Origin of the sequence: Blautia hansenii (assembly GCF_013304445.1) — a bacterium.
Lineage (GTDB): Bacteria > Bacillota > Clostridia > Lachnospirales > Lachnospiraceae > Blautia.
Genome location: NZ_JAAITA010000001.1, coordinates 106,561 through 119,763, shown reverse-complemented (window position 1 = coordinate 119,763; position 13,203 = coordinate 106,561). Strand labels below are relative to the sequence as shown.

8 protein-coding genes and 1 pseudogene are annotated in these 13,203 nt (G+C 45.4%); 1 reads left to right on the top strand and 8 read right to left on the bottom strand.

Translation table 11 applies throughout. The features are described 5' to 3' along the window. Nucleotides 1-42: 42 nt before the first annotated feature. Nucleotides 43-2,307, bottom strand: coding sequence for a ribonucleoside-diphosphate reductase subunit alpha (locus tag G5A70_RS00595; protein ID WP_173747186.1), 2,265 nt, complete (start codon nt 2,305-2,307; stop codon nt 43-45). Nucleotides 2,308-2,505: 198 nt separating this feature from the next. On the opposite strand from G5A70_RS00595, the gene G5A70_RS00590 reads away from it, so the two are divergent. Then, nucleotides 2,506-3,828 (top strand): uracil-xanthine permease family protein, encoded by a 1,323-nt coding sequence (locus G5A70_RS00590; protein ID WP_173747185.1) that lies wholly within the window; start codon nt 2,506-2,508, stop codon nt 3,826-3,828. A gap of 60 nt (nt 3,829-3,888) precedes the next feature. Here the strand turns inward: G5A70_RS00590 and G5A70_RS00585 are convergent, their stop codons facing one another. The 7 genes and pseudogenes from G5A70_RS00585 to secF all read right to left on the bottom strand — a co-directional run bounded on the left by G5A70_RS00585 (nt 3,889) and on the right by secF (nt 13,184). Beyond that, nucleotides 3,889-6,252: an N-acetylglucosaminidase gene (locus tag G5A70_RS00585; protein ID WP_173747184.1), complete on the bottom strand. Its 2,364-nt coding sequence runs from the start codon at nt 6,250-6,252 to the stop codon at nt 3,889-3,891. A 170-nt stretch (nt 6,253-6,422) separates the two neighbouring features. Further along, a complete protein-coding gene (locus G5A70_RS00580) occupies nt 6,423-7,277 on the bottom strand; it encodes a DUF368 domain-containing protein (protein ID WP_226853420.1) in 855 nt (284 codons plus the stop codon). Between the two features lie 29 nt (nt 7,278-7,306). Next, nucleotides 7,307-7,930, bottom strand: coding sequence for a DUF47 domain-containing protein (locus G5A70_RS00575; RefSeq protein WP_173747183.1), 624 nt, complete (start codon nt 7,928-7,930; stop codon nt 7,307-7,309). A gap of 14 nt (nt 7,931-7,944) precedes the next feature. Then, the gene (locus G5A70_RS00570; protein ID WP_173747182.1) at nt 7,945-9,000 is read right to left on the bottom strand and encodes an inorganic phosphate transporter; all 1,056 of its coding nucleotides are present in this window, start codon (nt 8,998-9,000) and stop codon (nt 7,945-7,947) included. Between the two features lie 18 nt (nt 9,001-9,018). Beyond that, entirely contained in the window at nt 9,019-9,681 is a 663-nt protein-coding gene (locus tag G5A70_RS00565) for a potassium channel family protein (RefSeq protein ID WP_173747181.1), read from the bottom strand. Between the two features lie 16 nt (nt 9,682-9,697). After that, nucleotides 9,698-11,002: a TrkH family potassium uptake protein gene (locus G5A70_RS00560; protein ID WP_173747180.1), complete on the bottom strand. Its 1,305-nt coding sequence runs from the start codon at nt 11,000-11,002 to the stop codon at nt 9,698-9,700. Next, nucleotides 10,999-13,184, bottom strand: a pseudogene (secF, locus tag G5A70_RS00555) (protein translocase subunit SecF). The gene G5A70_RS00560 and the pseudogene secF overlap by 4 nt, the downstream one beginning before the upstream one ends. Between the last annotated feature and the right edge of the window lie 19 nt (nt 13,185-13,203).

The window sequence follows — 13,203 nt, the reverse complement described above, 5'->3', positions numbered from 1 at the left end:
CATTCTTTTCTCTCAATGCTTTTTCTGCTTTAAGACGCAGCCCTAAGAAGCGCAGCTTTCGCACTCCTCCACTTCCAGCGATTTACTCCTTACATAGTAAATGGTTTTCACGCCCAGTTCCCATGCGCTCAGATACAGGTCAAACAACTGCCGCAGGGTATACTGGTTGGTGATATAGAGATTCATACTCTGAGCCTGGTCTATATGCCTTTGGCGCACTGCACAGGCCCGGACACTGAAACGCTGGTCCGTCTGATGGGCGCTCTGATAGTAATAATAAGTGTCTACGGACAATTCCGGCGCCACTCTTGGCAGCATACTTCCCTTTTTTTCTTCCATAAAAAATTTCTTCATCACCGGGTCTACGCCTGCTGTGGTGCCAGCCAGAATACTGGTGCTGCTGGTAGGCGCCGCTGCCAGCAGATACCCATTCCGAATCCCGCAAAAGGCAACTTTTTCCGCCAGTTGTTTCCAGAATCGGGACGAGTACCCTCTTTTTGCAAAATAGGCCCCGGTTTGCCAGTCACTGCCGGAAAAATATGGGTATGCCCCTTTCTCTTCTGCCAGACGGGCACTGGCCTTTATGGCAAAATAATTGATTCTTTCAAAAATTTCATCTGCAAAGTGCAGATGCTCTTCACTTTCCCAGAGAATTCTCCGCTTTGCCAGCATGTGATGATAACCGCTGACGCCCAGCCCGATTCCCCGGTAATTCTGATTGGTAATCTGTGCATAGGGCAGAGGATAAAAATTCAAATCAATGACGTTGTCCAAGGCCCGCACCGCTGTTTCCACCAGGTCCTCCATATACGCATCATCTTCCACCGGAATCTTACCAAGGGAGAGGCTGGCCAGATTGCACACCACAAAATCCCCCGGCTTTGCAGTTGTCACCACCACAGTTTCTCCTTCCTTCGTCTGAATTTCTCTGGAAACAGAAGAAACAGGAGACAGATTCTGAGCAATTTCCGTGCACAGGTTGGAACAGTAGATTACCCCTTTATGACTGTTAGGATTGGCCCGATTTACGGTATCTCTGTTAAACGCAAAAGGAGTTCCCGTCTCTGCCGCAGATTTTAATATCAAACGGATAATGTCTTTCAGTACCACAGTTCTTTTACAAATCCGCTCATCCTGCACACATTCTTCATACCTCTGTTCCCACTCTTCCCCGTAAAAATCCTCCAGATGCCAGCCTTTGGCCTGAAAAATTTCGTGCGGACACATCAGACACCAGTCCTGGCTCATGTCTTCTTTTGCCTTTTTCCAGAATAAATCCGGATAGCAGACCGCCGGAAAAATATCGTGGGCTTTCATTCTCTCGTCTCCGTTGTTGGTTCGTATCTGAAGAAATTCCGGCAAATCCCGGTGCCAGGCGTCCAGATACACAGCCGCAGCTCCCTGGCGCATGCCAAGCTGGTCCACGGCTACAGCAGTGTCATTAACCAGACGCAGCCAGCGAATCACGCCACCTGCCGCCCCCTGAAAGCCCCGGATACTGCTGCCGCTGGCTCTCACTTTCCCGAAATACAGCCCCATGCCTCCGCCAAACTTGCTGACCTGGGCAAAATTGTCCAGGCTTCTGTAAATGCCTTCCAGACTGTCGGGAACGGTATCGATAAAGCAGCTGGAAAGCTGGTGATAAGGCTTTCTGGCATTGGACAGAGTCGGAGTTGCCATAGTAACTTCCTGCAAACTCAGCATATCGTAAAATTTCCGCACCCATTCCATGCGCCCCGGCCCTTTTTCGGTTTCCCTCTTTTCCTTCATGGCCAGGTGAAGGGCAATGCCCAGATACATTTCCTGGGGCGTTTCCAGAGCAATATGTTCCCCGGTACGAATCACATAGCGTTTCAGCAGAAGTTCCAGACCGGAGAAATTGAAAATCTTGTCCCGTTCCGGCCGCAGCATGGATTCTGCCTGTCTGAGTTCCTCTTTGGAATAATGTTCCAGAATATAAGCGCCATACAGCCCTTGTTTGGTGAGATATTGTATCTTTTCGTAAAAGTTGTGAATCTTTCTGCTTTTCATTTCTATTTTCAGTTCTTCCTGAAACTGGAAATTCAAAAGTCTTGCCCCTATAAATTCCCACTTCGGCGCAATCTCCTCCGTCAGCTCCACAGCGCTTCGGATAAGAAGCTCCAGTTTTTCTTTCTCACTCTTATGTTCTCTGCCAAGATGCTCAAAACGCTCTGTCAGTTTTTCTAATGCGTATTCTTTTTGAGGAAATTCCCGCTCTATCTCCCGCAGTATGCGCTGAAAATTTTCCCCATAGGGAAGTACTGCTTTTTTATTTTTATTATTCATGTTTTCATTCTCCCTTATATACTACATATAGTATTTTCCCCATCATATCATACTTTATATATTAATACTAGAGTTTTTTAGTTAAGTATTTTCACAAAAAAAGAAGCCTTGCGTCCGCATTTTTTTCTTTACGATGGGATAAAAATTGTGTAAAGTAAAGGGGAAAAACAATGTTTTATACCATCAGGAGGATTTTTCATGTCACAGACAAGAGCATCTATTTTTGAATCTGACGGCATCCCCGCATTTTCCAAAGCCCTGCCGCTGGCCTTACAGCATGTGGTGGCAATGATTGTGGGCTGTGTCACTCCGGCTATTCTGATTTCTGACGTTGCCGGATTAAATGAACGGGACAGAGTCATTCTCGTACAGGCAGCTTTATTTGTATCTGCTATCAGTACCCTGCTGCAGCTTTTTCCTGTTTTTAATGGAAAGAAGTTTCAGCTGGGTTCCAGACTTCCCGTTATTATGGGGATTAGCTTTGCCTATGTGCCCAGTATGCAGGCGATCGCCGAATCTTATGATGTGGGAACGATTTTGGGCGCTCAGGTTATCGGCGGTATTGTTGCCATTCTTGTAGGCTTTACTATCCGCAAAATCCGTGTGCTGTTTCCGCCTATTGTTACAGGAACCGTAGTTTTTACGATTGGCCTGTCCCTGTATCCTACCGCTGTAAAATACATGGCCGGCGGCGCCTCCAGTCCGGAATACGGTTCCTGGAAAAACTGGCTGGTGGCTTTCTTTACTCTGGCTGTTGTGGTAGGATTGAACCATTTTGCAAAAGGCACTCTGAAACTGGCTTCCATTCTCATCGGTATCATCGCCGGTTATGCGGCGACTGCCTGTTTCGGACTGGTGGATTTTTCCGATGTTTCTTCCGCTGGTTTTTTCCAGCTTCCGAAGCCTCTGCACTTTGGTCTTCACTTTGAGCCTTCTGCCTGCGTGGCTATCGGCATTCTGTTTGGTATTAATTCCATACAGGCCATCGGTGATTTTTCTGCCACCACGGTAGGCAGTATGAACCGGGAACCAAAGACAAAGGAACTCCAGGGCGGTATTTTAATGTACGGTATCAGCAACATTGCCGGCGCGCTCTTTGGCGGACTTCCAACAGCCACCTTCAGTCAGAATGTGGGCATTGTCACAACGACAAAGGTCATCAACCGCTGTGTGCTTGGTCTGGCCGCTGTTATCCTTATGGTTGCAGGATTTGTGCCCAAGTTTTCAGCCCTTCTGACTACCATTCCCCAGTGTGTTCTGGGCGGTGCAACGATTTCTGTCTTTGCTTCCATTGCCATGACCGGAATCAAGCTGATTATGCGTCAGGAAATGAATTTCCGAAATTCTTCTATTGTAGGTCTTTCCGTAGCTCTGGGTATGGGTATCACACAGGTATCGGATTCTCTGGCTTCCTTTCCTGCATGGGTAACCACTATTTTCGGAAAATCTCCGGTAGTTGTAGCCACTCTGGCAGCCATACTTTTAAACATCATTCTTCCCAAAGAAGAACCTGCATCTTAAAAACTTTTCTGAAAAGGGGCACCGCAATTTCTGCGCATGCCCCTTTTGTATATCTGTATCCTATTTTCTGTCTTTTATGTGTCCTTTTCTATAGCCCATACCTGCGGCCAGGAATCCCGATATGCTAAGAATCGTTATCCAAAGCGGTCCCTTAGAAGCATCTCCGGTCTTAACACTGGTATTTTTTTGCTTATCCGAAGTCTCCCCGGATTTTGTGCCTGCCGCTTTCTGTCCGTTTACCTGCTGACCTGCAATATACTCTTCTTCTTTGGTATCTGTTTCTGCAGCCTCTGGGGTCTGGTCTGTGGCAGAGGGATTGCTCTCACTCTGACTCGTTGTTTCCTGACCTGTGCTCTCCTGCTGTTGATTCTCCTGTTCCGGCTCTTTTACAAGAGTAACCATGGCATCCGACACTTTGTCGCTGCCTTCTCCCCAGGAAAGTCTCACAATCATTTTCTCGGCAGTTTCATCCTGTCCTAAGGTCAGCAGACCGCTGCTGTCAATCACCGTCTGCTGGCTTTTACTGCCCAGCACTTCCCATTTCAGTTCCGGCACGGTATCCGCCGTTTTTTTCATTTCCACGCCAAACTGCTGACTCTCTCCCGGTTTTAGCTCTGCCGTTCCCGGTGTCACAGCCAACGACAGGCTTTCCTCTTCCACAGCCTTTGCTGCAACTGTTATGGGCTGTACTGCCTCCTTTGTTACGCCCTGCCAGGTATATTGCACTGTCATTTCCGTATAAGAACTGTTCAGAGCCTCTTGCATCCAGGTAACTTCTCCTGTCACATCACTTTCTGTCCCATCGCTCCACTTCGCCAGGACCTGCATTCCTGCTCCATCAAAACTCTCGCCTTCTATATAGGAAACTTTAGACGGCGCATTTGCGATTGCAATGGATTCCAACTGTTTTTCTGGGGGTATTGTTTCATCTGTATCCGGTGCCTGCTCCTGTGTGTTCTTCCCCCGGCTTACCACCGTGAGATAATCGCTTGACATATAGCCGTACATTCCCTCAAAGTCGTATTTTCCGCTGTCTTTTACCACCGTGCTTCGGCTGCTGTCCAGCACTGCGTCACTCTGAATCTCATAAAAGCCTTCCGAAGGTTCCTCATTCCTCACCAACACCACATAGTTTGCCGCTTTTCCGGTTTTATAAAGCAGCGTGGACGACACATTCTGCTCTTTCCGCACATTGACCGAGATATGTGTATCCGGAATGATTTCCTTAGCTGCAAGGGTGTAGGCTCCTGCGTCCTTACTGCCCAGTGTGCTGTCCAAACGCCATGCAATGTTGGCGGCTTTTTCTCCCCAATAGGGGTCTGATGCATATTTCACATTCAGACCACTGGCCTTATTTCCCAGAAAACCACCCTGATACCGGTAATCTCCCGGATAAAGATATCCTCTGGACATCCAGCCATTGGCAAAGTCTTCAATACAGGCCTCCACACTGCTGTACTGATTTGCATTGGCGCCGGGGGCCGCATCTGTGGCATTGAGCCCAAACAGGTTATTCTTTTTCTGGCTGATACTGCTCTTTCCCCAATTACTCTCATTGGCGGCAATTCCCGTCATCAGAAGCGCATGGACACCATATGTATTCTGGTTTTTTACAAAAGTTTCCCCTGTATTTTTCATTTTTGAGTTTGCGTTTACAAGCTTGTCCAGTGCTCCGTTGATTTCTTCCCCGGTATAGCCTGACTGGCTGCGCATGGGCAGATATTGAAAATAATTATAATAAGGCTCCTGAGGATTCACCGACTGTGTGCGCTGATTTTGCCTGTAATCTGCAGCCATGACTCCGTAATCTGTATAAAAATAATGTCCGTCATAACTGTAATATATGGTTCCGGGTGTAAGGTAAGAAGGCGCAGGACCGTTATTCAGGCTTGTAGCATAACCGGGAGTTGTCATGTCCTGTACAATATGATGCATCAGTTTCCCATCTTTTACCTCATAGCAGCTGACCGCTTTGGCCTGGGACAGATTGACCACCTGCACCTCTTCCGCCTTTACCCAGCCAACCACACCGGAAAGCATAAATTTGTATTTTCCATTGGCAGAGCCAAGATACACTGCATCTGCACCATATGCCCCATTGGTATAGCCCTGCTTTGCAGTCTCCTGCTCGATAAACTCTGTAATCGCATTGTTTTTCGTGCGGAAATTCACCACCTGGGGCTCTCCGCTTCTGGATTTGTTGGGTCCTGCCGGATTTTCAATGAGCTTTGCCGAACTGTCTGCGTCTTTTATATTTCCTTCTTCATCCATGGAAGTGATATGGTCTTCTCCGGAAGTATTTTCACTTTGTACCTGACTCTCAGACTGTGCTTCCGCTGCAAAAACCGGCTTGGAAAAATTCCATACACCTGAAAGTCCGAGGCAAAACGCCAGCCCGAAAGCCAGCAGTTTTCGCTTTCTCATTCGTTTCTCCTTTCTCTGTCTGAACGATTTTTTTGCCTCATTAAATGTAACATATTCTTAATACTTTCGCAAGAAATTATCGCTGCTCTGCTTTAAAAAAGCCAGCTTTGAATATTTAAAATTCAAAGCTGGCTTTTTCCTATCATATTCCCTTTCACAATCCGGACGTTTTATTGCAGCGCTTCCTCTTCTTTTTCTCCTCGATTTAATAAAAGCGAGCAGGCTGCTCCAATTCCCAGACAAAGAACATTTGTTATCATACTGCCCAGGGACGAGGCAAAACTTCCAAACGGTATAATCATAATGGTTGCCGCGATTACAACACCTACAATGGCATGAAATACATAAGAATAGTATTTTTTCAAAAGGGCGTCCATCAGTTTCGCAAAACACACAACCGTTACAAGGGCTCCAATCCCTCCGGGAAGGATGACACTCATATCCAGATGTCCCAAGCCTTCAATAAATGGTGTATACAGCCCCAAAGGCATCAGCAGCGTAGAAAAGCTCATTCCCGGAACAATCACGCTTAAGGCCAGGCATACACCGCAGAAACCATACCAGCCCACATTGGGCACAAGTTTCACGGACAAAATCTCCAAGGCCGCCAATACTGCAAAAATTACCACTGCAGAAATCATCAGGGCTATCCAGGAGCCTTTTGTTCTGCCTTCTTTTCCTGCCTCCTGCATGAGAGATGGCAGCATACCTGCAATCAGTCCTACAAAAAGGCACACCGATGGATTCGGATATTTCTCCAGGAAAAATGCCAATATATTGGCAACACCGAGAAAGCCGACTCCAATGCCCAGAATCACCGGAAACAATTTCCGGATATGCACCAGAAAGTATTTTCTGGGATTAGACAGCAATTCCATCACCGGCTTATAGATCCCAAAAATAACACACAAAACACCTCCTGAAATCCCCGGAAGGACGGAACCCAGACCAATCAGCATTCCCTGAAGCATTTGAATCAAAAACATGCGCGTTTTTCTGTTTCCTGTTTTCTGCTCTTTCATCATATTTTTTCTCATCACTCTCTTTTCAATGTTTAGGTGTTCTTCATTGCAACACTGCCCACAATATCAGCTACATGCTCGCAGGCATCCGCGCATTTCTCAAGATACGTATAAATCTCTCTCCACGCAATGATATTTCTTACATCCTGCTCTTCTACATGAAGTTTTCTCATACTGGACATAAATAATTCATCTTCTTTTTCCTCTAAGGTATTCAGGCGGATAATGCTCTTCTTTAATTCTTTAGAATGTTTGAAATTCTTAAATTCTTTCAAAAGATTCTGAAGCTCCTCACAGCATTCAATCACTACATCCAGCATAGCAAACACTTCCGGCCGCATTTCCTGTACATGATTGATGTAAACACGTATCAGTACTTCCTCTATCTTATCCGTAACATCATCAATATGGTGGCTGAGCGCAATAATATCCTCTCTCTCAATCGGTGTGATAAACGCCTTTGCCAGCTTATCTGTAATCTCGTGTCTCTGGGAATCGGCCTGACGCTCTATCTCATGGACTTCTTCCATTCTCTTAGAAATTTCTTCCGGCTGAAACTTAGTCAGTATCTCTTTTAATAAATACGCCTCTTTGCAGCTGTATTCTGCACATTTGATAAAATTATCAAAATAGTAATCATCCTGTTTTTTTGACATTTGTAGTCCTCCTCTTATCCAAATATATACATAAATATTTTTGCCATACAAAAACTAATCAGTCCGCAGCCCGGGAAAGTAAAAATCCAGGTCAGCATCATATCCTTTACAACTCCGAAATTAATGGCAGAAAGCCTTTTTACTGCTCCTACTCCCATAATGGCACTGGTCTTTGTGTGTGTCGTAGAAACCGGAACTCCCATCAGACTGGAATACAGCAGGCAGACAGCTCCTGCAATATCTGCGGAAAAGCCCTGATAACGCTCCAGCTTTACCATGTTCATGCCCACGGATTTAATAATCTTTTCACCGCCTACACTGGTTCCCACAGCCATAACAACACTGCATACAAGCATCAGCCATACCGGAATTTCCATACCGCTTACGGATGTATGTCCTCCCGAAAAGGCAATTCCCAAAAACAAAACACCGATAAACTTCTGTCCGTCCTGGGCTCCATGCATAAAGCTCATAGCCGCTGCTCCGGCAATCTGGGCGCCTCCAAAAAAGCGGTTTGTCTTCCGTCTGTCCATACTCTGGCACACAACTGTAATTATCTTGCACACAACCCATCCGGTTGCAAATCCCAGAATCAGACTCAGAACAAGACCGTACAAAACCTTTACCCATTCGTCGAAATTGATTCCGCCCACACCTTGCTGAATGGCAATGGCCGCTCCGGACAGGCCGGCAATGAGGCTGTGGCTTTCACTGGTTGGAATTCCGAAAAAGGAGGCCGCTGTACTGTAAATAACAATAGACAACAAGGCCGCGCACAAGGCAATCAAAGCCTCATTCGTATGTTCTCCGAAGTCTACCATGTTACTAATGGTGGACGCCACCGAACTGTTAATCTGTGTCATAACAAAAACACCAAGAAAATTAAACCCTGCACTCATCAGGATTGCGGCCCTCACCGGCATACATCTGGTTGCTACGCAGGTAGCAATGGCATTGGGCGCGTCCGTCCAGCCATTTACGAAAATAACCCCCAATGTAAGAACCACTGTAATAAACAGCACCGGATTTCTTACAACCTCCTGCCAGAAATTTATAAATGTCAATTCCATGCTCTCTTCCTCCGGTCTTTAAATTTCATTTGCAAATGCAGTAATGTTGTCTGTTTTTCCGATTACCACAATAATATCATCCCGGCGCAGACGATAATCCGGAATTACTTCAATATTCGTCTCATCTCCGTTCTCAATGGCAATGATGTTCAGCCGGTATCTCTGACGAATTTCTGTCTCTTCTATGCTTTTTCCAATCAAACGCTCCGAAATAGGTATCTGGCGAATTTCCACCTGGTTGCACAGAGAAACATATTCCAAAAAGTTATTGGACAACAGCTTCTTCCCAAGCCGCAGCGCCATATCCCGCTCCGGATATACCACTTCCGCACCAAGTTTTTCAAGCACGGCTCCCTGTTCAGGGCTTAATGCTTTTGCAATGACCCTGGGCACTCCCATCTCTATGACGCTCATGGTTGTCAATACGCTGACATCCACCTGTTCGCCAATGCAAATAATAACAACATCGCAATTTTGTATTCCGATTTCCTTTAAAGTATCTGCACTCAGGTTGTCTGCCACAAAAGCACAGTCCGTATACTGCCGTATTTCTCTTATCTTCTTTTCATCTTTGTCTACTGCAATGACTTCATTTCCTGATTGTGCCAGCATAGTGGCCAGCGCTTCTCCAAAGCGTCCCAGCCCAATCACTCCGTATGCTGCGTCTAGCTTCTTTTTCATTTTTATTTTCTCCTTTTTATCCTATTGCAACTTCTTCTTCTGAATATCTTGCTCTTGGCTCTGAACGGTTGACCCATATAGTAATCAAGGTGATGACTCCCACTCTTCCGGTAAACATCACAAGGATGATGACTGCTTTTCCTGCCACACTAAGCCCCGGCGTAATTCCCGTGGAAAGTCCCACAGTTCCAAATGCAGAAACCACCTCAAATAAGAGCTGCATAAAACTCAGGTCCGGTTCCAGAATACACATAAAAAATACTGCAATGCATACTACAGTTCCTGAAAGAATGGTAATCATGAAAGCCTTTGAAATATTCTGCTCAGATCTATTCCGCCGGAATGCATGCACAGTTCCTTTGGTACAGGTTCCTCTTATCTTCTGAAACATGATAAAAAAGGTACTTGTCTTGATACCGCCGCCTGTAGAACCCGGAGATGCACCGATAAACATCAGAATACACAGTACAAACAACCCTGCATTGGTAAATTCGCCAATGGGATAGGTGGAAAAACCAGCCGTTCTTGCAGAAACACTCTGAAAGAAGGCTCCCAGCCATGTAATATTTTCTGTTATTTTCAGCAGAACCGTTCCCACTGCAAGCAATACCACACTGGTAACAATGACCACTTTGGAATGAAGCGTCAATTCCCGGAAGCATCTCTGTTTCAGCAAATCCAGAATGACCAGAAAACCCAATCCGCCAAAAATAATCAGAATACTGGTGGTCAGATTCAGTAAAACATCATTCTGATAAGGCGTCAGATTTCTAAGTCCTCCCAGAATATCAAAGCCCGAGTTGTTAAAGGCCGCAATGGAATGGAAAATGCTGATTCCTACGGCATGCAGTGTATCGTAATCCCTGCTGAAAACCAGAAAACTTAACACTGCTCCTCCCGCTTCAAAGCATAAAGTCATTAATAATACGGCCTTTACCAGTTTTACAATTCCCTTATAGGTGTCAATGTTTAAGGCTTCCTTTACCATCATCCGGCTTTTAAGACCAACCTTTTTTCTTGCCACCAGCATGAGACCTACTCCAAGGGACGTGACACCCAGGCCGCCGATTTGTATCAGAGCTACAACAACTCCCTGTCCAAAGGCGGTAAAGTGGTCCGCTGTATCAATGGCAATCAGACCCGTTACACAGACCGCACTGGTAGAGGTAAACAGCGCGTCTATCACGGATACCTCTGCGCCGTCCTTTACAGATATAGGAAGGAGCAGCAAAATCATTCCGAGGAGAATGACGGCCGCAAATCCTCCCACAATCATTCTGCCGGGCGGCTGACTTCTTAAAAACATATTCATCTTTTTCATTTTTCTTTTCGTCCTGTCTTTTTTTTCTGAATCCTTTCTTTGTGTTCTTCCCGCCATACCCATAAAGGTCCGGCAATACAAATAGAAGAATAACATCCTGAAACAAGTCCGGCCAAAAGAGGCAGTGAGAAATTCGTAATAGATTCCATTCCGTAAACAACTGAAACAATCAAAATAATAGCCGCACACAATACTACGGTAAATGCAGTATTAATGGAACGCTGCAGGGTTTCTGTGGTACTGATATCCACCAGCTCCGCCAGGGTATTCTTCTGCTTCACGCCGTTTCTGTGTTCACGTATTCTGTCATATAATACAATGGTATCATTGATAGAATATCCGATAATTGTCAGGGTAACTGCCACAAATGCATCGTTTACCGGAATCCGGAAAATTCCAAACACAAACAAGACTATCAGAATATCGTGAAGCAGCGCTATTACAGCTGTAACACCGGATGCAAGTCCTCCCAGAGCAGAAAACCGAAGGCGAATATATACCACAATAAACAGGAAAGACAGCACAATGGCAATGGCTGAATTTTTCAATGCCTTTGCACCGATATAAGGTTCTACTGCTGAAGTTTCTGAGGTTTCAAACTGATTGTCGTTTCCCTCATTAATAGCAGTTAAAATTTCTTTCTGCTGGTCAGGGGTCAGCCCGTTCTTTCCGGACAGCGTAATAACCAGATTCTTTTCTCCTGTAGCGGAATCTTCAGAGGTCTGTACATTCACACTTCTGTCCACAATCTCCTCTACCTTTTTCTGAATTTCTCCGGTATCTGCCTCTTTGCTGTATGTATACCGCAAGATAACTCCGCCGGTAAACTGCGTATCCAGCTTAATTCCGTTTACAGAACTCCATATGGTTCCCACGATGAGCATTGCCAGACTGGCCAGGAAGAAATACCTCTTTGCCTCTGCAAATTTCAGTATCTTTTTTTCCTTTTTTCTTCGGAACCATTTTTCTTTATTGAAGAACTTGTATCTTATTACAGAATTCAACATATATCTGGACATCCAGACGCCTGCCAGCAGATTGATAATTACACCGGTAAGCAGTGTATATCCAAAACTAAGCATGGTACCGGAACCAAAAATCATCAAAATTCCTGCTACTGCCGCAGTTGTAATATTTCCATCCAAGACAGAGGAAAATGCCCTTTTGTATCCATTCTTCACTGCAGTTCTGACGGAATTTCCTTTTTTCAGTTCTTCGCTGATTCGTTCACTGATAATAATATTGGCATCCACCGCCATACCAGCCGACAAAATCAGGCCTGCAATTCCCGGCAGTGTAATGGTATACTGAGGAACAGAAATAACCAGAACCTGCAGTGCAATCTGAAAGGCCAGTGTCAGGCAGCTTATCACTCCCGGAAGACGATACCAGCATATCATAAACAGACAAATCAGTATCATTGCAATTTCTGCTGCCAGCGCCATGGCATTTAAAGCCTTACCGCCAAGTGTGGGACTAATCGTACTGTAATTGGTCGTCTCCATGGAAAAAGGAAGAGCGCCTGAATTAATCTTGTCCGAAAGGCTCTGTGCTTCTTCCTTCGAGGACATACCTGTAATTTCTGCTTTGCCGCCTGTGATTTTGGCATTGACCGTGGGATTGGAAATCAGTTCTTCATCCATATAGATTCCCATATTCTGTCCCACAAGCTTTTCTGTGGCTTCTGCAAATTTCTTTGCACCTTCACTGCTGAATTCCAGTTCCACCACATATCGCTTCTGCTCATCTAAACCTACCTGGCTTCTGGAAATATCGGAGCCTTTTATATACACGGTATTGTCCGAACCGCGGAAGGTCAATTCTGCCATTTCTCCAAGTTCCTGGATAGCTTCTTCCGGATTAAAATCTTTTTCATCCGACTTCCAGGGAAATCTCACAATCACATCCCCTGCTTTTTCATCTACCGTTACTTCCCTGTCTAAAATGTTCTGTGCGTCGAGACGTGTCTCAATAACCTCCCTGGCCATTTCCAACTGTTCCTCTGTTGGTTTGTCTTCAGACCTGACGGTTCAAAAACAGCTTCCACACCGCCTCGGATATCAATTCCGAAACGCATGTCACGAATTCCTTTGATATCCTCTCCGCATCCGAAAACTGCAAGGCACACAAACAGAACGATTACTGCAAGAGCAACCCAAATATGTAATTTTTTATTTTTCATTTTTTCCCGCTTTCTTTAT